The organism is Kitasatospora sp. NPDC007106, from assembly GCF_040634455.1.
In the GTDB taxonomy this organism is placed as follows: domain Bacteria; phylum Actinomycetota; class Actinomycetes; order Streptomycetales; family Streptomycetaceae; genus Kitasatospora; species Kitasatospora arboriphila.
In genome coordinates, this window is the sequence record NZ_JBEYFP010000059.1 from 1 (window position 1) to 21100 (window position 21100).

Annotated in this window: 21 protein-coding genes; 9 read left to right on the forward strand and 12 right to left on the reverse strand. The window is 72.3% G+C overall.

Annotation, left to right across the window (positions count from 1 at the left end; translation table 11 throughout):
- The coding region (locus tag ABZ641_RS08970) for a hypothetical protein (protein ID WP_359980270.1) at positions 1-327 on the reverse strand (327 nt) is incomplete at its 3' end.
- Positions 328-549: 222 nt separating this feature from the next.
- On the reverse strand, positions 550-1695 hold the full coding sequence (locus ABZ641_RS08975; protein ID WP_344623548.1) for an adenosine deaminase: 1146 nt from the start codon (positions 1693-1695) through the stop codon (positions 550-552).
- Positions 1696-1809: 114 nt separating this feature from the next.
- Between ABZ641_RS08975 and ABZ641_RS08980 the strand changes: the two genes are divergently transcribed.
- Positions 1810-2121, forward strand: coding sequence for a metalloregulator ArsR/SmtB family transcription factor (locus ABZ641_RS08980; protein WP_344623547.1), 312 nt, complete (start codon positions 1810-1812; stop codon positions 2119-2121).
- Positions 2118-2519, forward strand: coding sequence for an SRPBCC domain-containing protein (locus tag ABZ641_RS08985; RefSeq protein ID WP_344623546.1), 402 nt, complete (start codon positions 2118-2120; stop codon positions 2517-2519). The genes ABZ641_RS08980 and ABZ641_RS08985 overlap by 4 nt, the downstream gene beginning before the upstream one ends.
- 33 nt (positions 2520-2552) lie before the next feature.
- On the opposite strand, the gene ABZ641_RS08990 is transcribed toward ABZ641_RS08985, so the two are convergent.
- On the reverse strand, positions 2553-3509 hold the full coding sequence (locus tag ABZ641_RS08990; protein WP_344623545.1) for a LysR family transcriptional regulator: 957 nt from the start codon (positions 3507-3509) through the stop codon (positions 2553-2555).
- A gap of 63 nt (positions 3510-3572) precedes the next feature.
- Here ABZ641_RS08990 and ABZ641_RS08995 point away from each other — a divergent pair, with 63 nt between their 5' ends.
- Both ABZ641_RS08995 and ABZ641_RS09000 read left to right on the forward strand, forming a co-directional pair.
- Positions 3573-4883 carry an MFS transporter gene (locus ABZ641_RS08995; protein ID WP_359980275.1) on the forward strand — a complete coding sequence of 437 codons (1311 nt, stop codon included), beginning with the start codon at positions 3573-3575 and terminating at the stop codon, positions 4881-4883.
- A 28-nt stretch (positions 4884-4911) separates the two neighbouring features.
- Positions 4912-5466, forward strand: a complete 555-nt coding sequence (locus tag ABZ641_RS09000) for a Uma2 family endonuclease (RefSeq protein ID WP_344623543.1) — start codon at positions 4912-4914, stop codon at positions 5464-5466.
- Between the two features lie 39 nt (positions 5467-5505).
- Here the strand turns inward: ABZ641_RS09000 and ABZ641_RS09005 are convergent, their stop codons facing one another.
- The 8 genes from ABZ641_RS09005 to ABZ641_RS09040 all read right to left on the reverse strand — a co-directional run bounded on the left by ABZ641_RS09005 (position 5506) and on the right by ABZ641_RS09040 (position 15946).
- The gene (locus ABZ641_RS09005; protein WP_030263185.1) at positions 5506-6783 is read right to left on the reverse strand and encodes a thymidine phosphorylase; all 1278 of its coding nucleotides are present in this window, start codon (positions 6781-6783) and stop codon (positions 5506-5508) included.
- A 109-nt stretch (positions 6784-6892) separates the two neighbouring features.
- The gene (locus ABZ641_RS09010) at positions 6893-7288 is read right to left on the reverse strand and encodes a cytidine deaminase (RefSeq protein WP_344623542.1); all 396 of its coding nucleotides are present in this window, start codon (positions 7286-7288) and stop codon (positions 6893-6895) included.
- Positions 7285-8550 (reverse strand): ABC transporter permease, encoded by a 1266-nt coding sequence (locus ABZ641_RS09015; RefSeq protein ID WP_344623541.1) that lies wholly within the window; start codon positions 8548-8550, stop codon positions 7285-7287. Before ABZ641_RS09015 ends, ABZ641_RS09010 begins: the two co-directional genes overlap by 4 nt.
- Positions 8547-9704, reverse strand: coding sequence for an ABC transporter permease (locus tag ABZ641_RS09020; RefSeq protein WP_344623540.1), 1158 nt, complete (start codon positions 9702-9704; stop codon positions 8547-8549). Before ABZ641_RS09020 ends, ABZ641_RS09015 begins: the two co-directional genes overlap by 4 nt.
- A gap of 3 nt (positions 9705-9707) precedes the next feature.
- On the reverse strand, positions 9708-11309 hold the full coding sequence (locus ABZ641_RS09025; protein ID WP_344623555.1) for an ABC transporter ATP-binding protein: 1602 nt from the start codon (positions 11307-11309) through the stop codon (positions 9708-9710).
- 248 nt (positions 11310-11557) lie between these two features.
- A complete protein-coding gene (locus tag ABZ641_RS09030; RefSeq protein WP_344623539.1) occupies positions 11558-12622 on the reverse strand; it encodes a BMP family ABC transporter substrate-binding protein in 1065 nt (354 codons plus the stop codon).
- A gap of 266 nt (positions 12623-12888) precedes the next feature.
- On the reverse strand, positions 12889-14079 hold the full coding sequence (locus ABZ641_RS09035; RefSeq protein ID WP_344623554.1) for an amidohydrolase: 1191 nt from the start codon (positions 14077-14079) through the stop codon (positions 12889-12891).
- 286 nt (positions 14080-14365) lie between these two features.
- The gene (locus tag ABZ641_RS09040) at positions 14366-15946 is read right to left on the reverse strand and encodes a methylmalonyl-CoA mutase family protein (protein ID WP_359980281.1); all 1581 of its coding nucleotides are present in this window, start codon (positions 15944-15946) and stop codon (positions 14366-14368) included.
- Positions 15947-16153: 207 nt separating this feature from the next.
- Here ABZ641_RS09040 and ABZ641_RS09045 point away from each other — a divergent pair, with 207 nt between their 5' ends.
- Together ABZ641_RS09045 and ABZ641_RS09050 are read left to right on the forward strand one after the other, a co-directional pair.
- Positions 16154-16897: an SDR family oxidoreductase gene (locus tag ABZ641_RS09045; protein WP_344623537.1), complete on the forward strand. Its 744-nt coding sequence runs from the start codon at positions 16154-16156 to the stop codon at positions 16895-16897.
- A 315-nt stretch (positions 16898-17212) separates the two neighbouring features.
- A complete protein-coding gene (locus tag ABZ641_RS09050) occupies positions 17213-17710 on the forward strand; it encodes a 2-oxo-4-hydroxy-4-carboxy-5-ureidoimidazoline decarboxylase (protein ID WP_344623553.1) in 498 nt (165 codons plus the stop codon).
- 68 nt (positions 17711-17778) lie between these two features.
- On the opposite strand, the gene ABZ641_RS09055 is transcribed toward ABZ641_RS09050, so the two are convergent.
- Positions 17779-18525 carry a hypothetical protein gene (locus tag ABZ641_RS09055; protein ID WP_359980284.1) on the reverse strand — a complete coding sequence of 249 codons (747 nt, stop codon included), beginning with the start codon at positions 18523-18525 and terminating at the stop codon, positions 17779-17781.
- 251 nt (positions 18526-18776) lie between these two features.
- On the opposite strand from ABZ641_RS09055, the gene sdhC reads away from it, so the two are divergent.
- The 3 genes from sdhC to sdhA all read left to right on the forward strand — a co-directional run.
- Positions 18777-19154 (forward strand): succinate dehydrogenase, cytochrome b556 subunit, encoded by a 378-nt coding sequence (sdhC, locus tag ABZ641_RS09060; protein ID WP_344623535.1) that lies wholly within the window; start codon positions 18777-18779, stop codon positions 19152-19154.
- Positions 19155-19160: 6 nt separating this feature from the next.
- The gene (gene sdhD, locus ABZ641_RS09065; protein ID WP_359980287.1) at positions 19161-19655 is read left to right on the forward strand and encodes a succinate dehydrogenase, hydrophobic membrane anchor protein; all 495 of its coding nucleotides are present in this window, start codon (positions 19161-19163) and stop codon (positions 19653-19655) included.
- Positions 19656-19682: 27 nt separating this feature from the next.
- Positions 19683-21100 (forward strand): succinate dehydrogenase flavoprotein subunit (gene sdhA / locus ABZ641_RS09070; RefSeq protein WP_359980290.1); only part of this gene is annotated, 1418 nt, incomplete at its 3' end.

The window sequence follows — 21100 nt, forward strand, 5'->3', positions numbered from 1 at the left end:
CGGCAGCGCGCGGTCCGCGGCGGCCTCGGGCGCGGCCGGGGCGGCGTCGGCGGCCGGCGCCTCCGCGGCGGGGGCCGCGGGCGCGGCAGGGGTCAGCTTGCCGCCGACCTCGGGGTTGAGGGTGCCGACGGCCTGGGTGACCTCGCTGCCGCCGGGCACCTTCTGAACGGCACCGGGCACCGCGCTGGTCAGACCGGGGTTGGTCAGCGCGCTGGTCGGGAGTCCGAGCCCGCCGGGGGCGGCCGCGGAGGCGGTGCCTGCGGCCGCGGCGGCGATCGCGACGCCCAGAGCGGCGGTGCCTGCGGCCTTCAGAGTTGCCTGCTTCATGCGTTGGTCCTCGGTTCCTCGTCGGTGCCCGTGGTACGGCCGTTCCGGGGAGCGCCCGTCGTCACACCGGGTCAGCAGTGACTGGCACACCGTAGTGAGAACATCGAATGCGGATCAACGGAGCGTCACTCACAGGACTGATTAGTCAGACAACCGGTCGGGGTGGGGCCCCGGCGACGGCCCCATCCCGACCGGAGATCCGGACGCGTCCGGCCTTCCGGCTCAGGCGCCGGCGAACAGCCACTCCGCCTTGAGCTCGGCGTAGCCCGGCTTGATCACGTCGTTGATCATGGCGAGGCGCTCGTCGAAGGGCAGGAAGGCCGACTTCATGGCGTTGACGGTGAACCACTCCATGTCGCCCAGGGTGTAGCCGAAGGCGTCGACGAGGTGCTCGAACTCGCGGCTCATGCTGGTGCCGCTCATCAGCCGGTTGTCGGTGTTGACGGTGACCCGGAACTTCAGCCGGCTGAGCAGGCCGATCGGGTGCTCGGCGTAGGAGTCGGCGGCACCGGTCTGCAGGTTGGAGGTGGGGCACATCTCCAGCGGGACGCGCTTGTCGCGGACGTACGCGGCGAGCCGGCCGAGCTGCACCGCGCCGTCCTCGCCGACGGTGATGTCGTCGACGATCCGGACGCCGTGGCCGAGCCGGTCGGCGCCGCAGCACTGCAGGGCCTCCCAGATCGACGGCAGGCCGAAGGCCTCGCCCGCGTGGATGGTGAAGTGGTTGTTCTCGCCCTTGAGGTAGTCGAAGGCGGCCTGGTGCCGGGTGGGCGGGTGGCCCGCCTCGGCGCCGGCGATGTCGAAGCCGACCACGCCCTGGTCGCGGTAGCGGTTGGCGAGCTCGGCGATCTCGGTGGAACGGGCGGCGTGGCGCATCGCGGTCAGCAGGGTGCCGACCCGGATGCGGCGGCCGGCGGCGCGGGCGTTGGCCTCGCCGAGCCGGAAGCCCTCGTTGACGGCCTCGACGACCTGGTCGAGGGTGAGCCCGGCCTCCAGGTGCTGCTCGGGGGCGTACCGGACCTCGGCGTAGACGACGCCGTCGGCGGCGAGGTCCTCGGCGCAGTCGGCGGCGACCTTGATCAGCGCCTCGCGGGTCTGCATCACGGCGCAGGTGTGGGCGAAGGTCTCCAGGTAGCGGACCAGCGAGCCGGAGTCGGCGGCCTCGCGGAACCACTCGCCGAGCTTGACCGGGTCGGTGGTGGGGAGTCCCTCGTAGCCGCACGCGGCGGCGAGCTCGACGACCGTCTCGGGGCGCAGGCCGCCGTCCAGGTGGTCGTGCAGGAGCACCTTGGGAGCACGGGCGATCTGATCGGCGGTGGGAATGCGGGGGCCAGTGGTGCCCGCGGTGGCAGGGATCTGCTTCTCCATTGCCGGAGTGTAGCTCCTACGCGCGTAGATTCCTACTCGGATCGCCGGGCGTGTCGCCATGTCGGAATTTTCCGACGCTTGACGTGTCGGAAAAACCCGACGTATCTTCGGGGCATGGCAACCGACGTCTTCGGCGCGCTCGCCAACCCCGTGCGGCGCGCCCTGCTCGCGGCCCTGCTGGACGGCCCGCGCCCGGTCAACGACCTGGCGGGCCTCTTCGACCTCAGCCGGCCGGCGGTCTCCGAACACCTCCAGCTGCTGCGGCAGGCCGGGCTCGTCCGCGAGGAGCCCCGCGGCCGGCAGCGCTGGTACCACCTCGACGCGGCCCCGCTCGCCGAAGTCGGGGACTGGCTGCATCCGTTCGAACACTACTGGCGCGACCGGCTGCGCGCCCTCAGCGACCTGCTCGACGAGGAGAGACCGTGACCGACTCCGACACGATCCACTGCGACCGCTTCCTGCCGCACCCGCCCGCCGCCGTCTGGCGCGCCCTCACCGACCCCGAACTGCACGCCCGCTGGTGGGCGGCCGGCGACGTGCGGCCGGTCGTCGGGCACCGCTTCAGCCTGGACATGGGCCCCTGGGGCAGCCAGCCCTGCGAGGTGACGGCCGTCGAGGAGGAGCGGCTGCTGCGCTACACCTTCGCCGAGGGCAGCCTCGACACCACCGTCACCTGGCGGCTCGTCCCCGAGGGCCGCGGCACCCGGCTCTTCCTCGAACACGCCGGCTTCGACCTCGACTCCCCGATGGGCCGCACCGCCCTCGACGGCATGGGCAAGGGCTGGCCGGGCGTCCTCGCCCGCCTCGACACGGTCCTGGCCTGACAGATCGCCGCAGGGGCGCCGGGGGCACCTCCCTCAGTGCCGCCCGAGCAGCGCGCCCCTGCGCGACAGCACGAAATCGCGGAAGGCCGCCGCCGGCGGAGTGAGCGGCCGCCCCGACACCCAGGCAAGCCCGATCGCCCGGCGGGTCCGCGGTGCCGTCACCTCCAGTTCCACCACGCCCGGCCGGGGCACCAGCGCCGGCGGCAGCAGTGCCACGCCCAGCCCGGCCGCGACCAGCCCGCGCAGCGTCTCCGCCTCCTCGCCCTCGAAGGCGATCCGCGGCGCGAAGCCGGCCTCCGCGCAGAAGCCGTCGGTGATCACGCGCAGCCCGTACCCCTCCTCCACCGCGACGAACGGTTCCTCGGCGACCTCGGCGAGCCGGATCCGGCGCCGGCCGGCGAGCCGGTGGTCGGCCGGGACGGCCAGCGGCAGCCGCTGCTCGTCCAGGTGCCGGGCGGTGAGGTCGGGGGCGTCCGGCAGCGGCGAGACCAGGCACAGGTCGAGTTCGCCGGCCCGCAGCCGCTCCAGCATCGCCGCCACGTAGTCCTGGACCAGTTGGAAGCGGACCCGCGGGTGGGAGGCGCGGAAGTCCCGCAGCAGCGCGGGCACCGCCTCCGTCCCCATGGTGTGGAGGAAGCCGAACGCCACCCGGCCCGCCGCGGGGTCGGCCTCGGCCCGGGCCGCCTCGGCGCCACGTTCCAGTTCGGCGAGCGCCCGCTCGACGGAGGTGAGCAGCAGCCGGCCGGCCCGGGTCAGCCGTACCGTCCGGCCCTGACGGGCCAGCAGGTCCACGCCGAGTTCGGCCTCCAGCCGGGCCACCGACCGGGAGAGCGTCGGCTGCGGCATCCCGAGCGACTGCGCGGCCCGGGTGACGTGCTCCAGCCGTGCGACCGCGGCGAACTGCGCCAGCTGGGGTGTGAGGCGGACCACGGCCGACTCCGGATCGAGCTCGGCCGGGCGCAGCGGCGGTGAGCTGCTGTCATGCGTCATGGCATGGATTCTCCACGATTCATGTATTGGACGCATCAGCCGTGCGGGGCCTACGTTCGAGCCATGTCGCCCGCCAGTACCGGGGCATCCGCAGCCACGCTGCCGGGTGCCCTCACGCCGTCGTCCCCTTCCGCCGCCGATGCCGCCCCCGCAGCGGCCGCCGACCGCCGCCTCCGGCCGGGGGACCGCGCCTTCCGGCGCGCCAACCTGGCCCTGTTCGCCGCGGGTGTGGCCACCTTCGTCCTGCTGTACTCCACGCAGGGCCTGCTGCCGATCCTCTCCGCCGACCTCGACCTGACCCCCGGTCAGGCCAGCTGGACGGCGTCCGCCGCCACCCTGGGACTGGCCCTCGCGCTGCTGCCCGCCAGTGCGCTGTCCGACCGGTTCGGGCGCACCGCGGTGATGTCGGTCTCGATCGCCTCCGCCGCCGTGCTGGCCCTGGCGCTGCCGTTCGCCCCGGACCTCACCACGCTGGTGGTGCTGCGGGTCCTCCAGGGCGCGGCGCTCGCCGGGCTGCCCGCCACGGCGATGGCCTACCTCGCGGAGGAGGTCCACCCGACCGCGCTGGCCTCGGCGATGGGGCTGTACGTGGCCGGCAACTCGATCGGCGGGATGAGCGGGCGGCTGGTCTCCGGCTGGGCCGCGGCCGCCTGGGGCTGGCGCTGGGGCCTCGCCGTCTCGGCCCTGCTGGCGCTGCTGTCGGTGCTCGCCTTCCGTGCGCTGATCCCGGCGGCCCGCCACTTCACCCCGGCCCGGGTGGACGCCCGCGCGCTCGCCCGTACCGTCGGCGGGCACCTGCGCAACCCGCTGCTGCTGCGGCTGTACGCCCTGGGGCTGCTCTTCATGGCGGTGTTCGGCGCCGTCTACAACACCGTCGGGTACCGGCTGGTCGCCGCGCCGTTCGACCTGCCGCAGTCGGTGGCCGCCTCGATCTTCGTGGTCTACCTGGTCGGCACGGTCTCCTCGGCCTCCGCCGGGAAGCTGGTCGGCCGGCTGGGCCGCCGCGGCACCCTCTACACGGCGATCGGCCTCACCACCGCGGGCCTGCTGCTGTCGCTCTCCGGCTCGCTGGTGGCCGCCCTGGCCGGGCTCGTGCTGATCACGGCCGGGTTCTTCGCCGGCCACGCCACCGCCTCCTCGGCGGTCGGCCGCACCGCCACCGAGGGCCGTGCCCAGGCCTCGGCGCTCTACCTGATCGCCTACTACCTCGGGAACAGCCTCGGCGGCACGATCGGCGCCGACGCCTACCACGCCACCGGCTGGTCCGGCGCCGCCGCGGTGGGCCTGTGCGCGATGACCCTGGCGGCCGGCATCACCCTCTACGCCACCCGCCGCGCGGTCGTCGAACGCCGTACCCTCGCCGGCGCCCGCTGACGAGGAGGAGCGAAGCTAAACTCCGGGCATGAGCATCGATCCGGCTGTGTACGCCCGGCTGCGCGAGATCGCGGATCAGCTGCCGAAGGTCCCGGGGATAGGGAAGGTCGAGATCGCGAACGGCGAGATCGTCATGATGATGTCACCGGTCCGACGGCACGAACTCGCCGTGCTGAGGATCGCCCGCCAGCTCAACACCCAACTCCCCTCGACACATCCGGGTTATGTCGCCCACCCCGGTGCCGACTTGGAGGATGCCGGGCTCGGTCGGCTGCGCTGCCCGGATCTCATGGTGTTCGCCGAGGACGCACTGGAACGGGAACAGCCGTCGCTCCTCCCCCACGAGGTGCTGCTCGTGGTCGAGATCGTCTCCAAGTCCAACCCGGAGAACGACTACGAGGCCAAGGTCCGCGACTACGCGGCCATGGGCATCCCGCTCTACCTGCTGGTCGACCCCCGCAAGGGCACCGGCATCGTGCACGACGAGCCCGGGTATGCCTCGCGGACGCACTTCGTGTTCGGGGACACCGTCCCCGTCGGACCCTGGCGGGTCGACACCTCGGGGCTGCTGACGTACGCCTGACGGGCAGGCGGGCGCCGGCAGCCCCGGGGAGGCGGTGCGTCAGGCGATGCGGTCGAGGACGATCGGGTTCGGGGTGAAGGCGGTGCCCTCGGGGGCGACCGTGACGCCGTCCTTGAGGGCCTCGATCGCGTAGTCGAAGCGCTCGGGGGTGTCGGTGTGCAGGGTCAGCAGCGGCTGGCCGGCCACCACGGTGTCGCCCGGCTTGGCGTGCATCTCGACGCCGGCGCCGGCCTGCACCGGGTCCTCCTTGCGGGCGCGGCCGGCGCCCAGGCGCCAGGCGCAGACGCCGACGGCGTAGGCGTCGAGGGCGGTGAGCACGCCGGAGGCCGGGGCCGTGATCACGTGCTGCTCGCGGGCGACCGGCAGCGGGGCGTCGACGTCGCCGCCCTGAGCCGCGATCATGCGGCGCCAGTGGTCCATCGCGGAGCCGTCCCGCAGCGCGTCGGCCGGGTCCTTGCCGTGCACGCCGGCCGCGTCGAGCATCTCGCGGGCGAGCGCCAGGGTGAGCTCGACGACGTCGGCGGGGCCGCCGCCGGCCAGCACCTCGACCGACTCGCGGACCTCCAGCGCGTTGCCGGCGGTGAGGCCGAGCGGGGTGGACATGTCGGTGAGCAGGGCGACGGTGTTGACACCGGCCGCCTTGCCGAGGCCGACCATGGTGCGGGCGAGCTCCTGGGCGTCGGCGAGGTTCTTCATGAAGGCGCCGGAGCCGACCTTGACGTCGAGGACGAGCGCCCCGGTGCCCTCGGCGATCTTCTTCGACATGATCGAGGAGGCGATCAGCGGGATCGCCTCGACGGTGCCGGTGACGTCGCGCAGCGCGTAGAGCTTCTTGTCGGCGGGGGCGAGGCCGTCGCCGGCGGCGCAGATGACGGCGCCGGTGTCGTTGAGGACCTGGAGCATCTCCTCGTTGGAGAGCAGGGCGCGCCAGCCGGGGATCGACTCCAGCTTGTCGAGGGTGCCGCCGGTGTGGCCGAGGCCGCGGCCGGAGAGCTGCGGTACGGCGGCGCCGCAGGCGGCGACCAGCGGGGCGAGCGGCAGGGTGATCTTGTCGCCGACGCCGCCGGTGGAGTGCTTGTCGGAGGTGGGCACGCCGAGCGAGGAGAAGTCCATCCGGACGCCGGAGCGGATCATCGCGTCCGTCCAGCGGCTGATCTCGCGGAGGTTCATGCCGTTCAGCAGGATGGCCATGGCCAGGGCCGACATCTGCTCGTCGGCGACCTCCCCGCGGGTGTAGGCGTCGATGACCCAGTCGATCTGGCCGTCGGTCAGCTCTCCGCGGTCGCGCTTGGTCCTGATGACGGAGGGGGCGTCCATGGGGTCTCCAAGAGGTGCAGGGTGCTCAGGTGCAGGAATGCGAAGAGTGCCGCGGCGGGCCCCGAACCGGGCCCTCCGCGACACTCTACGCGCGTAACAACGGGAGGTGCTAGAGCCGCTCCGGCCCGAAGGCGTCCGGCAGGACCTCGTCCATGGTCTTCACCCCGGACGGCAGGTCCACCAGCAGCTCGGGCCCGCCGTGCTCGTACAGCAGCTGCCGGCAGCGGCCGCACGGCATCAGCAGGGTGCCGGCGCCGTCCACGCAGGTGAAGGCCGTCAGCCGGCCGCCGCCACTGGCGTGCAGCGCGGAGACCAGGCCGCACTCGGCGCACAGGCCGAGTCCGTACGAGGCGTTCTCCACGTTGCAGCCGGTGACGATCCGGCCGTCGTCGACCAGGGCCGCCGCCCCGACCGGGAACTTGCTGTAGGGGGCGTACGCGTGCGCCATCGCGCCGCGCGCCGCCTCCCGCAGCGTCTCCCAGTCGGGCGCGGGTGCGGTCGTCACTTGGCTTCGCCCTTGCGGTAGATCTGGCCGTCGGCCTTCGGCGGACGCAGGCGCTGCGAGGCCAGCGCGAGCACGACCAGCGTGATCACGTACGGGGTGGCCACGATCAGCGGGCGCTCCACCGAGTCGGTCAGCGCGAACCAGAGGCCGAGGCCGCCGGCGACCACCAGGCTGATGACCGCGGTGGTGTACTTGCGGCGGTAGCCGTGCCACATCGCGAGCAGGCCCATGGCGAGCGCGATGACCAGCAGCAGGACGTGGACGTTGTCCGCGTCGCGCAGCTGGAGGCTGTCGGTGAAGCCGAACAGGCCCGAGCCGACGGCGAGGCCGCCCGGCATCCAGTTGCCGAAGATCATCGCGGCGAGGCCGATGAAGCCCCGGCCCTGGGTCTGACCGTCCTTGTAGAAGTGCGCCGCGACCAGCGACAGGTACGCACCGGCGAGGCCGGCGAACGCGCCCGAGGCGACGACCGCGAAGTACTTGTACTTGTAGACGTTGACGCCCAGCGACTCGGCGGCGGTCGGGTTCTCACCGCAGGAGCGCAGGCGCAGGCCGAAGACGGTGCGCCAGAGCAGGAAGTAGCTGGCGATGATCAGCACCGCGGCGATCACGATGACCACCGACAGGTCGGTGACCACACCGCCGACGATGCCCGCCACGTCCGAGACCAGGAACCAGTGGTGCTTCTCGATGTCGGCGAGCCAGTCCGACAGCCCGGGGATCGTGATGTTGGGCAGCGAGTCGGCCGGCGGCGACTGGTTGGCGCCCGCGCCGTTGGCCACGTAGTCCCGGTAGTAGATCCGGTTCACGTAGGCGCAGATGCCGGGGATCAGCAGGTTGATGCCGACGCCGGAGACGATGTGGTCGACGCCGAAGGTGACGGTGACCAGCGCGTGCAGCAGGCCGCCGAGCGCGCCGCCGGCCATGCCGGCGAGCAGGCCGACCCAGGGGTTGACCAGGAAGCCCACCCAGGCGCCGCAGAAGGTGCCGGCGACCATCATGCCTTCGAGGCCGATGTTGACCACGCCGGCCCGCTCCGACCACAGACCGCCGAGGCCGGCCATCGCGATCGGGACGGCCGCGCCGAGGGCGGCGTTGACCTGGCCGGATGCGGTCAGGCCGTGGTTGCCGGTGGCCGCGCCGACGGCGGAGACCAGGACGAGCGCGCCCGCGATCAGCAGCAGCACGATCGGCCAGGTGAGCTTCGACTTCTTCGTCGGGGCGCCCGGCGTCTTCGGCCGGGCGGTGGTGGCGGTGCTCACGCGGCAACCTCCTTGTTGGCGGCGGCCGCGGCGGCCTGGGCGGCGAGCTCGGCGCCGACCTTCTGCTGCTGGCGCTTGAGGCCGTAGCGGCGCACCAGCTCGTAGGCGACGACGACGCAGATGACGATGGTGCCCTGCATGACGAGGACGATCTCCTGCGGGTAGTCGCCCTGCAGCGGCAGCTGCGTGCCGGAGACGTCGAGGAAGGCGAACAGCAGGGCCGAGAAGGCGATGCCGATCGGGCTGTTGCGGCCGAGCAGGGCCACCGAGATGCCGATGAAGCCCAGGTTCAGCTGGATGCTCTGACCGAAGTAGAACGAACTCTGCAGCAGCTCCGGGATGCCGATGAGGCCGGCGATGGCACCGGACACCGCCATGCTGGTCAGCACCATGCGCTTGACGTTGACACCGGACGCCTTGGCGGCGGTCTCCGAGCGGCCGGTGGCGCGCAGGTCGAAGCCGAACCGGGTGCGGGTCAGGGTGAACTGGAACAGCACGCCGATCAGGATGGCGACGAAGATGAAGCCCCAGAGCGTGCCGCCGGCGGTCTCGATCGAGAAGAAGTGGCTCGACTCGGAGACCGGAGCGGTCTGGATCGCGTTGGCGTTGGCGCTCTTCGCCGGGGCGAAGCGGCCCGGGATGAGCAGCAGGCCGACGACGGCGGTGGCGATCGCGTTCAGCATGATGGTCGAGATGACCTCGCTGACACCGCGGTAGACCTTCAGCACACCGGCGACGCTGGCCCACAGACCGCCGACCAGCATGGCGGTGACCAGCAGCAGCGGGACCTGGATGACGGCCGGCAGGTCCACCTGGCTGCCGACGTAGGCGGCGAACAGCACGCCGAGGCGGTACTGGCCCTCGACGCCGATGTTGAACAGGTTCATCCGGAAGCCGAACGCCGCGGCACAACCGGCGATGTAGTAGACGGTCGTCCGGTTGAGCGTCAGCACCTGGCCGTCGGAGGCGGTGCCGTACCGGATCATCACGTCGAAGGCGTCGAACGGGTCCTTGCCGGAGACCGCCAGCAGGACGGAGCAGAGCACCACCGAGAGCAGGACGGCCAGCACCGGGGCGGCCAGGGCGAGCAGGATCTTCTCGCCGTCGAACCGCGAGGCGAACGAGCGCTTGGCGGGCGGGTTGGGACTGGTCATGGATTACTCCCCCGCCTGCGTGTCGTCGGCGGAACGGTCGGACGCGGCCTCGGTGCCCTCGGCGGCGGTCGCCTTCTGCTCGGCGACGGCGTCGGGCTCGGACTCGATGTGGCCGCGGGCGGCGCCGGTCATCGCGGTGCCGAGGTCCTCGGCGGTGACGGTGGCCGGGTCGGCGTCGGCGACCAGGCGGCCGCGGTAGATCACCCGGATGGTGTCGGAGAGGCCGATCAGCTCGTCCAGGTCGGCGGAGATCAGCAGCACGGCGAGGCCCTCGCGCTGGGCGCTGCGGATCTGCTCCCAGATCTGGGCCTGCGCGCCGACGTCGACGCCGCGGGTCGGGTGGGCCGCGACCAGCAGCTTCGGGTCGTGGCTCATCTCGCGGCCGATGATCAGCTTCTGCTGGTTGCCGCCGGAGAGGGAGGCCGCGGTGACCTCGATGCCGGGGGTGCGGACGTCGTACTCCTCGACGATCCGCTGGGTGTCCTTGCGGGCGCCGGCCGGGTCGAGCAGGACGCCCTTGGAGTTGGGCGTCTCGGTGACGTGGCCGAGGATCCGGTTCTCCCAGAGCGGGGCCTCCAGCAGCAGGCCGTGGCGGTGGCGGTCCTCGGGGATGTAGCCGATGCCGGCCTCGCGGCGGGCCCGGGTGAGCGCGTTGGTGACGTCCTTGCCGTCCAGGGTCACGGTGCCCGCGTCGAGCGGGATCATGCCCATGATCGCCTCGACGAGCTCGGCCTGGCCGTTGCCCTCGACGCCGGCGATGCCCAGCACCTCGCCGCGGCGGATGCGCAGCGAGACGTCGTCGAGGACGACGCGCTCGATGCCCTCGGCGTCGGTCTTGGCGATCCGCAGGCCGTTCACGCCGAGCATCTCGTCCGGCATGACGGTCGACTCGCGGCTCGCCGGCGAGGGGAGCTCGGCGCCGACCATCATCTCGGCGAGCTGGCGGGCGGTGACCGTCTTGGGGTCGGCGTCGCCCACGGTGGTGCCGCGGCGGATGACGCTGATCGCGTCCGCGACGGCGAGCACCTCGTGCAGCTTGTGGGAGATGAAGATGACGGTGACGCCCTCCGCCTTGAGCTCGCGGAGGTTGTCGAAGAGCGCGTCCACCTCCTGCGGCACGAGGACGGCGGTCGGCTCGTCGAGGATCAGGATGTTCGCGCCGCGGTAGAGGACCTTGAGGATCTCCACGCGCTGCCGGTCGGCGACGCCGAGGTCCTCGATCAGGGCGTCCGGACGCACGCCCAGGCCGTACTGGTCGGAGATCTCCTGGATCTTCGCCTTGGCCTTGCCGCCCATGCCGTGGAGCTTCTCGCCGCCGAGGACGATGTTCTCCCAGACGGTCAGGTTGTCCGCGAGCATGAAGTGCTGGTGCACCATGCCGATGCCGAGGTCGATCGCGTCGGCCGGGGTACCGAGCTGGACCTGCTTGCCGTTGATGGCGATGGTGCCCTCGTCCGGCCGCTGCATGCCGTAGAGGATCTTCATCAGGGTGGACTTGCCGGCGCCGTTCTCGCCCATGAGGGCGTGCACGGTGCCGCGTCGCACGGTGATGTCGATGTCGTGGTTGGCCACGACGCCGGGGAAGCGCTTGGTGATGCCGCGCAGTTCGACGGCCGGTGTCGCCGTCCCCGCGCTGGGGGTGCCGCCCTGGTCGAGGGCGGGATCGGAAGCGGTGATGGCGATCTCCTGAAGTCGTCGTGCGCACCGTTGCGCCGGAGTGCCTGGTGTTCTGTCTGTGGGTGGAACGGGCGGGGCCCGGCGGGACGCGTCCTGCGCGCCCCGCCGGGCCCTCCGGTGATGGTCGTCGGCCCCGGGGCCACCGCCGGCAGGTGGCGGTGGTCAGGAGCGCCGGATCAGTTCTCCGGGGTGGTGGGGATCTTGGTGGCGCCGGAGGTGATCGCCTGGGTGGCGGCGTCGATCTTCGGCTGGATGTCCTTCAGGAAGCCGCCGGTCTGGGCCAGCGAGACACCCTCGGCCTTCAGGTCGAAGTTCTTGACGCCGGTCAGCGGGTTGCCGTCCTTGTACGCCTTGATGTAGTCGAAGACGGCCACGTTCACGTTCTTGACCATGGAGGTCAGGATGTTGGCCTTGTACTTCGACAGCGCCGGCTGGGTGGCCTGGTCGGAGTCGACGCCGATGGCCCACTTGCCCTTGCTGGCGACGGCCTCGATCGAGCCGTTGCCGGAGGAGCCGGCGGCGGAGTAGATGACGTCCGCGCCCTTGTCCAGCTGGCCCTGGGCCGCTTCCTTGCCCTTGCCCGGGTCGTTGAAGCCGCTGAAGTCCGGCGGGGTGGTGAGGTAGGTGGTCTCGACCACGATGTTCGGGTCGACGGACTTGGCGCCCGCCTTGTAACCGGCCTCGAACTTCTTGATCAGCTCGGACTGCACGCCGCCGATGAAGCCGATGTGCTTGGCCTTGCTCTTGGAGGCGGCGGCGACGCCGGCGAGGTACGAGCCCTCCTGCTCCGAGAAGGTCAGCGAGGTGACGTTGCTCGGCTGGGTGTCGGAGGCCGAGTCGATGATCGCGAACTTGACGTTCGGGTTCTCCTTGGCGACCTTCTCGACGGCCGCCTGGTACACGAAGCCGACGGCGATGACCGGGTTGTAGCCGGCGCTGACCAGCGACTTGAGGCGGGCCTCCTTGTCGGCCTCGGCCTCACCGGTCTTGGCCTCGGCCTCGGTGACCTGGACACCCAGCTGGTCCTTGGCCTGGTCGAGACCGCGGGCGGCGGAGTCGTTGAACGACTGGTCGCCGCGGCCGCCGATGTCGTAGGCCATGCCGACCTTGACGCTGGAGGCGCCGGAGGAGGCGCCGGACGAGGTGTTGTTGTCGGTGCTCTTTGCGCCGCAAGCGGCGAGCGAGGCGATGCCCAGGGAACCCGAGAGCACTACCGCGGCGAGCTTCAGTGAACGGCGCAAGGGAGTATCTCCTTCTCACACACCCGTTTGGCGTGGTCGAGCGCCACCGTAACGCGCGTAGAACACAGTTGTATTACGGCCTGCGGAGGCATTCGGGTTGTTATCAAAATGTGGTCATCTGCCAGGACGAATACGGACAGACCGCCACCTTTGCTCAACGCGATGTCACTACCGAGTGATTTTCGACCACCACAGTACGCCGATGCGTCCACGACAGGAGCGAGCCGCGCCGGACACCGGTCCGACGCGGCCCGGGTCGTACGCGCTCAGACCGTCCCGTGTTCCAGGGCGATCGCGCAGAACAGCTCCACACCGATGCCGATCGCCCGCTCGTCCACGTCGAACCGGCCCTGGTGCAGGTCGCGGACGCCCTTCTCGTGCGGGGACCGCACCCCGAGGCGGGCCAGCGCGCCCGGCGCGTGCTCCAGGTACCAGGAGAAGTCCTCGCCGCCGAGGCTCTGCTCGGTGTCCTCCACCACCGGGGCGCCGCCGTCGCCGAAGCAGTCGGTCATCGCCCGCTCCAGCAGGGCGATCGAGGTGTGCTCGTTGACCACCGGCGGCACCCCGCGGTGGTAGTCGAGCGTCCACTTCGCCCGGTGGGTCTCGGCGATCCGGGCGATCAGCTCGTCGAGGACCTCCGGGGCCTCCCGCCAGCCCGCCAGCTCCAGGCAGCGGACGGTGCCCTCCAGCTCCGCGTGCTGCGGGATCGCGTTGGGCGCGGAGCCGGCGGCGATCCGGCCGAACACCAGGCTGACGCCCCAGCGCGGGTCCATCCGGCGGCCCAGCGCGGCGGGCAGGTCCGCCGCCATCCGCGCCACCGCGGTGACCAGGTCGGTGGTCAGGTGCGGCCGGGCGGTATGGCCCCCGGGGCCGTCCAGCGACAGCAGCAGCCGGTCGCAGGCCGAGGTGATCGCCCCGACCTTCAGCCCGATCCGGCCGACCTCCACCTTGGGGTCGCAGTGCACCGCGAAGATCCGGCCGACGCCGTCCATCCCGCCGGCCTTGATCACGTCCAGCGCACCCCCGGGCATGACCTCCTCGGCCGGCTGGAAGACCAGCCGCACCGGCTGCCGCAGCCCGCCGGTGCGGGCCGCCTCGGCCAGCACCAGGGCGGTGCCCAGCACCACCGCGGTGTGCACGTCGTGCCCGCAGGCGTGCGCCCGGCCCGGCAGGGTCGAGCGATACGGCACGTCGGTCTTGGCGTCGTCGATCGGCAGCGCGTCGATGTCCGCCCGGAACGCCAGCAGCGGGGTGCCCTCGGCGGTGCCGGGCGGGACGATGTCCACCGTCATCCCCGTACCGCCCGGCAGCACCCGCGGCTCCAGGCCGGCCGCGACCAGCCGCTCGCGCAGGAGGCGGGTGGTGCGGAACTCCTGCCGGCCCAGCTCCGGGTGCCGGTGGAGATCGCGGCGGAAGGCGATCAGCTCGGCCTCGTGCGCCCGTACCCGGGCGCGCAGGTCCCGTCCGGCGCGGACGGCGGTGGCGAGGGCGGCCCGATCGACGGGCTGAGGATCGTTCACCTCAACAAGAGTAGGCCGGGCGGGGGGATTTGGCCCGACTTCCCACGAAGTCGTGCCCCTTTCGGTGCATACCGGCCGCACAGATGGGTATGACATTCCGATTCAGCCGCCTTCCCGGGTGATCACCGACCTGTGCAACGACCCCGCCGCCGCGGGGACACGCGGGCCGGGCTCCCGGCCGCACCGGGCCCGACGGGAGCGGCCGCTCCGCCCCGACGGTGCGTCAGAAGCGCTCGACCGGCGTGTGGGTGCCCCACACGGCGCGCAGCGCGTCGCACACCTCCCCCACCGTCGCCCGGGCGGCCAGCGCCTCCTTCATCGGGTACAGCACGTTGTCCGTACCCTCCGCGGCCCGCCGCAGCCCGTCCAGGGTGCGGGAGACCGCCGGGCCGTCCCGCTCCGCGCGCAGCCGGGCCAGCCGCCGCGCCTGCTGCTGCTCGATCGCCGGATCCACCCGCAGCGGCTCGTACGGCTCCTCGGCGTCCAGCCGGAACCGGTTCACGCCGACCACCGTCCGGGTGCCGGCTTCCTGCTCCTGCTGGAGGCGGTAGGCCGTCCGCTCGATCTCCGCCTTCTGGTGGCCCTGCTCGATCGCGGCGACCGCGCCGCCCAGCTCCTCGATCCGGGCCATCAGCGCCAGCACCGCCTCCTCCAGGTCGTCGGTCATCCGCTCGACGGCCCAGGAACCGGCGAAGGGGTCGACCGTGGCGGTGACGTCGGTCTCGTACGCCAGCACCTGCTGGGTGCGCAGCGCCAGCCGGGCGGCCTTCTCGGTGGGCAGCGCGATCGCCTCGTCGAAGCTGTTGGTGTGCAGCGACTGGGTGCCGCCGAGCACCGCGGCCAGCGCCTGGACGGTGACCCGGACGAGGTTGACCTCGGGCTGCTGGGCGGTGAGCTGCACCCCGGCGGTCTGGGTGTGGAAGCGCAGCATCTGCGACCGCGGGTCCCGCGCGCCGAACTCCTCGCGCATGACGCGGGCCCAGATCCGGCGGGCCGCCCGGAACTTGGCGACCTCCTCCAGCAGCGTGCTGCGGGCGACGAAGAAGAAGGAGAGCCGCGGGGCGAAGTCGTCCACCGCCATGCCCGCGGCGACCGCCGTGCGCACGTACTCGATGCCGTCGGCGAGGGTGAAGGCGATCTCCTGCGCGGGATCGGCACCGGCCTCGGCCATGTGGTAGCCGGAGATCGAGATGGTGTTCCACCGCGGGACCTCGGCCCGGCAGTACCGGAAGAGGTCGGCGACCAGCCGCAGCGAGGGCCGCGGCGGGAAGATGTACGTGCCCCGGGCGACGTACTCCTTGAGCACGTCGTTCTGGACGGTGCCGGTCAGTGCGGCCGGCGGCACCCCCTGGGCCTCGCCGACCAGCTGGTAGAGCAGCAGCAGCACGGCGGCCGGGGCGTTGATGGTCATCGAGGTGGAGACCCCGCCCAGCGGGATGCCGTCGAACAGCACGGCCATGTCCTCGACGCTGTCGACCGCCACCCCCACCTTGCCGACCTCGCCGGCCGCGAGCGGCGCGTCCGAGTCGTAGCCCATCTGGGTGGGCAGGTCGAAGGCGACGGACAGACCCGTGGTGCCGTCGGCGATCAGCCGCCGGTAGCGGGCGTTGGACTCGGCGGCGGTGCCGAAGCCGGCGTACTGGCGCATCGTCCACGGCCGGCCGGTGTACATCGTCGGGTACACGCCGCGGGTGAACGGGTACTCGCCCGGCCCGGCGTCCGGGGTGCGGCCGGCGAGGCTCTCCGGGCCGTACACCGGCTCGATCGGCAGACCGGACTCGGACCTGCGGGGCTCGGGCGGCATGGCGTCCTCCGGGGCACGGGCCCGGACGCGGCGGCCCGGGCGGACGGACTTCGGCCTGCTCCGCAATCTAACCGGCGGCGGCCCGCCGCGGGCGGAGGCGCGGGCGCAGGTCCGGGCGCGGGCGCAGGCGGGGCACCGCCCGGCGGTGCTCCGGGGCGGGCTGGGATGATCGGTTCCGCAGACCGGAACTTCTCCCCGGGAGGGGCAATGACCGAGCAGAAGGTGGCCGTCGTCACCGGCGCCAGCAGCGGCATCGGTGCCGCGACGGCGCGGCGGCTGGCCGCGGACGGCTTCGACGTGGTGCTGACCGCGCGCCGCACCGACCGGATCGAGGCCCTGGCGAAGGAGATCGGCGGCCGCGCCCGCACCCTGGACGTCACCGACCGGGCGGCCGTGGACGCCTTCGCGGCCGAGGTCGGCCGGGTCGACGTCCTGGTCAACAACGCCGGCGGCGCGATCGGCGCGGAGAGCGTCGAGAGCGGTGACCCGGCCGACTGGCGGGCCATGTACGAGGTCAACGTGATCGGCGTGCTCAACGTGACCCAGGCGCTGCTGCCGGCGCTGCGGGCCACCGGCGACGGCACGGTGCTGGTGATGTCCTCCACCGCCGCGATGGCGGCGTACGAGGGCGGCGGCGGCTACGTGGCGGCCAAGCACGCGGCGCACACCATCGCGGCCACCCTGCGGCTGGAGCTGTGCGGCGAGCCGATCCGGGTGATCGAGATCGCGCCGGGCATGGTGAAGTCCGAGGGCTTCGCGGTGACCCGCTTCCGCGGCGACGAGGACAAGGCCGCCTCGGTGTACGCGGGCGTGGCCGAGCCGCTGACCTCGGAGGACGTCGCGGACACGGTCTCCTGGGCGGTCACCCGCCCGCCGCACGTCAACATCGACCTGCTGGTGGTCCGCCCCCGCGCGCAGGCGGCCAACCACAAGGTCCACCGGGAGCTCTGAGCCCGCCCTCCGGAGGGGAGGGAGCTGTCGAGCAACCGTCAACGTCACAACTTGATAGCTCGTTCGGGTGAATTCTGCCCGCTCCCTCCCCAACTGATGAGCCCTCAACTACCTTGAAGACACGGCGCGGGCGCGCTTCTCCGCGCCCCGCGGTCTTCCCTCTTCCCCGTCCCGGCTCCTTCCCGGTCACGCCGCGCGTCTTCGCAGCACCTACCTTTTCGTCTCTGGAGCAACCCCCCTTCCCGCCCTCACGAGGAGGACCCGCTGGCCAGCGACATCCCGCCGCAGCGCCTCGACGCTTCGACGGATCCGTCCCTGCTCGGGCTGCACCGCTTCAACGAGGCCGATGCCGGCGCCGCCGAGGAGGCCCTGCTCGCCTGCTGCGGCAGCCACCGGTGGGCCCTGCGGCTGACCGCCCACCGGCCCTACCCCGACATAGAGTCCCTGCTCGCGGCGGCCAGCGAGGCCTCCTACGACCTGCGCCCCGCCGACCTCGCCGAGGCCCTGGCGGACGAGAGCTGGATGCCGCAGCCGCTGCTCGGCATGCGGGCCCCCGGCAGCCAGGCCGCGCACACCGCGCTCCGGGCGGCGCACGCCGCGTACGAGGCGCGGTTCGGCCACGTCTTCGTCGTCTGCCTGGAGGGCGTGGAGCCGGAGGAGATGCTCGACACCGTGCTCACCTCCATCCGCACCCGGCTCGCCAACGACCTGGACGAGGAGCGCCTGGTCGCCGCCGACGAGCTGCGCCGGATAGCGCTGATGCGCCTCGCGCACCTGGTGGCCCGGCACTCCGCGGAGGCCGGCGCCCGCTGATCCGGCCGCCCGGCACCGCCCGACGGCACCGCCGCCCGATGCCCCGTCCCGGTCCGCCGGGGCGGGGCTCAGTGCTGCGCGGCCCGCAGCCGCACCGCCTGCATCCGGACCAGCCGCTCGTCCGGGGCCGGCACCGGTTCGCGGGCGCCGCCGAGCGTGACGAACAGCGCGAGCGCCGCCCCGACCCGGACGACCACGGCCCGCCGGGTGACCGCGGAGCCGCCCGACTCGTCCGTCAGGGTGAATGCGGTCACCGCGTCCACGCCCTCCGGCAGGGCCGCGTCGGACCGCTGCAACCGGTGCAGCACCGGCACCGGTTTCGCCGGGGCCCCCTTGCCGGCCAGGCCGCGGACCGGCCCAGCCGCCGGCGTGGAGCGGAACGCCCGGCACCGGGGGAACAGCCGGTCCAGCGCGCTACGGACGAGCTCCGCCCGGCCCGGTTCGAAGGCGAACAGCCCGGCGTGGACGGTCTCCCGGGGGCGGCCGGCCCTGGCCGCGCTCAGATCCGCCTCCGCGAGCGGGCCGGAGCGCGCGCCCGCCGGGGCTAGCAGGTCCAGCACCGGCTGGCACTCCGGCACGTCCGCCACCTCGCGCGCCGCCCGCGGTGCCGCGCTCCCCTGCTCCGGTGCGGCCACGGTGACCGTCCACCCGCTGCCGAGGTCGGCCCCGGTGACCGCGGCGGCCCGCAGGGCGGCAGCGTCCAGGACGTGCCCGGCCGGCTTCGGCACCCGGTCCGCGGAGGCGGAGACGGTGGTGCAGCCGCCCGCCGCGAACAGCGCGGCGCAGCACAGCAGGGCGGTCGGACGGTGGGGCACGGCGGTCCTTCGGGTGGGCGCGGGCAGGCGGCAGCGGGGCGGGCGCACACCGCAGCGCGACCGTCCGGGCACAGCCTGTCATGGTTCCCGGAACCGTTAGGCCGTGAGTGCCTGATTGATCACACCTGAGCCCCCCGGAGGCGTTTCCCGACAACGCGTCGATAGGATGCTCGCGGCCGGTGGACCGTACCCGGCCGGGCTGACCGACACCGAAGCCGGCCGAGCCCCCAATCGCTTCCGGAGGGTTTTCCGTGCCGGCTGGAACGCTGTACCGCGGCCGGGAAGGCATGTGGAGCTGGGTGGCTCACCGAGTCACCGGCGTCCTCATCTTCTTCTTCCTTTTCGCGCACGTCCTCGACACCGCGCTGGTCCGCGTTTCCCCGCAGGACTACGACACCGTCATCGAGACGTACAAGAACCCCATCGTGAACCTGATGGAGTACGGCCTGACGGCCGCCATCCTGTTCCACGCGCTGAACGGCCTGCGGGTCGTGGCGGTCGACTTCTGGTCGAAGGGCGCCAAGTACCAGAAGCAGCTGCTCTGGTCCGTCGTCGGCGTCTGGGTCGTCCTGATGGCCGCGTCGTTCTACCACATCCTTCAGCACACTCTCCGCACGTGGTTCGGGTGATCCGCAATGGCTTCTGACACCCCCGTCGACCAGCTGGTCGTGCCCGCCGCCCAGGCCCACACGGGCCAGGGCCTCGGCACCGGAAACCCCGCCGACGCGTTCGTCGTCGAGCCGGCCCGCGCGCGCACCAAGAGGACGCCGCGCCGCACCCGCACCAACTTCGAGATGCTGGCGTGGCTGTTCATGCGCCTCTCCGGCGTCGTGTTGGTCGTCCTGATCCTCGGCCACCTGCTGATCATGCTGGTGCTGGACGGCGGCGTATCGAAGATCAGCTTCGCGTTCGTCGCCGGCCGCTGGGCCTCGCCGTTCTGGCAGGGCTGGGACCTGCTGATGCTGTGGCTCGCCATGCTCCACGGCGCCAACGGCATGCGGACCGTCATCAACGACTACGCCGAGAAGGACTCCACTCGGCTCTGGCTGAAGACCCTCATGGGCGCCGCCGCGGTGTTCACCGTGCTGCTCGGCACCCTGGTGATCTTCACCTTCGACCCGAACATCTAATCGGCAGAGCCAGAGGCGCTTACCCCCATGCAGATTCACCAGTACGACACGGTCATCGTCGGCGCCGGCGGCGCGGGCATGCGTGCGGCCATCGAGTCGACGCAGCGCAGCCGCACCGCGGTGCTGACCAAGCTCTACCCCACCCGGTCCCACACCGGCGCGGCCCAGGGCGGCATGTGCGCCGCCCTCGCCAACGTCGAGGAGGACAACTGGGAGTGGCACACCTTCGACACGGTCAAGGGCGGTGACTACCTGGTCGACCAGGACGCCGCCGAGATCATGTGCAAGGAGGCCATCGACGCGGTCATCGACCTGGAGAAGATGGGTCTCCCCTTCTCCCGCACCGACCAGGGCCGGATCGACCAGCGCCGCTTCGGCGGCCACTCGCGCAACCACGGCGAGGCGCCCGTCCGCCGCTCGTGCTACGCGGCCGACCGCACCGGTCACATGATCCTCCAGACGCTGTTCCAGAACTGCGTCAAGCACGGCGTCGAGTTCTTCAACGAGTTCTACGTCCTCGACCTGCTGATCAACGAGGGCCGCACGGCCGGCGTCGTCGCCTACGAGCTGGCCACCGGCGAGATCCACGTCTTCCAGGCCAAGGCGGTCGTCTTCGCCTCCGGCGGCACCGGCAAGATGTTCAAGGTCACCTCGAACGCGCACACCCTGACCGGTGACGGCCAGGCCGTGGCGTACCGCCGGGGCCTGCCGCTGGAGGACATGGAGTTCTTCCAGTTCCACCCGACGGGCATCTGGCGCATGGGCATCCTGCTCACCGAGGGCGCCCGCGGCGAGGGCGGCATCCTGCGCAACAAGGACGGCGAGCGCTTCATGGAGCGCTACGCGCCGGTCATGAAGGACCTCGCCTCCCGCGACGTCTGCTCCCGCGCGATCTACAGCGAGATCCGCGAGGGCCGCGGCTGCGGTCCGGACGGCGACCACGTCTACCTGGACCTGACGCACCTCCCGCCGGAGCAGCTGGACGCCAAGCTGCCGGACATCACCGAGTTCGCGCGCACCTACCTCGGCATCGAGCCCTACACGGACCCGATCCCGATCCAGCCCACCGCGCACTACGGCATGGGCGGCATCCCGACCAACGTCGAGGGCGAGGTGCTGCTGAACAACACCGAGGTCGTCCCCGGCCTGTACGCCGCCGGCGAGGTCGCCTGCGTCTCCGTGCACGGCGCCAACCGCCTGGGCACCAACTCGCTGCTGGACATCAACGTGTTCGGCCGCCGCGCGGGCCTCGCCGCCGCCGAGTTCGCCGCGAACAACGAGTTCGTGCCGCTGCCGGAGGACCCGGCCGCGCTGGTGCAGAACCTGGTCGACTCGCGCAGCGAGTCGACCGGCCCCCGGGCGGGGGCGCCGCGACCCCAGGCGAAGGAGGAGAGCCATGGCGCCAACGCGGCCGGGTACCCCACCCGCGACACCCACAAGCAAGC

What these genes read in the sequence shown, in the direction of transcription:
- ABZ641_RS08975 (WP_344623548.1), bottom strand. Translation starts at nt 1,695, where the DNA reads ATGGAGAAGCAGATCCCTGCCACCGCGGGCACCACTGGCCCCCGCATT.
- ABZ641_RS08980 (WP_344623547.1), top strand. Translation starts at nt 1,810, where the DNA reads ATGGCAACCGACGTCTTCGGCGCGCTCGCCAACCCCGTGCGGCGCGCC.
- ABZ641_RS08990 (WP_344623545.1), bottom strand. Translation starts at nt 3,509, where the DNA reads ATGACGCATGACAGCAGCTCACCGCCGCTGCGCCCGGCCGAGCTCGAT.
- ABZ641_RS08995 (WP_359980275.1), top strand. Translation starts at nt 3,573, where the DNA reads ATGTCGCCCGCCAGTACCGGGGCATCCGCAGCCACGCTGCCGGGTGCC.
- ABZ641_RS09000 (WP_344623543.1), top strand. Translation starts at nt 4,912, where the DNA reads ATGAGCATCGATCCGGCTGTGTACGCCCGGCTGCGCGAGATCGCGGAT.
- ABZ641_RS09005 (WP_030263185.1), bottom strand. Translation starts at nt 6,783, where the DNA reads ATGGACGCCCCCTCCGTCATCAGGACCAAGCGCGACCGCGGAGAGCTG.
- ABZ641_RS09020 (WP_344623540.1), bottom strand. Translation starts at nt 9,704, where the DNA reads ATGACCAGTCCCAACCCGCCCGCCAAGCGCTCGTTCGCCTCGCGGTTC.
- ABZ641_RS09040 (WP_359980281.1), bottom strand. Translation starts at nt 15,946, where the DNA reads ATGCCGCCCGAGCCCCGCAGGTCCGAGTCCGGTCTGCCGATCGAGCCG.
- ABZ641_RS09045 (WP_344623537.1), top strand. Translation starts at nt 16,154, where the DNA reads ATGACCGAGCAGAAGGTGGCCGTCGTCACCGGCGCCAGCAGCGGCATC.
- sdhD (WP_359980287.1), top strand. Translation starts at nt 19,161, where the DNA reads ATGGCTTCTGACACCCCCGTCGACCAGCTGGTCGTGCCCGCCGCCCAG.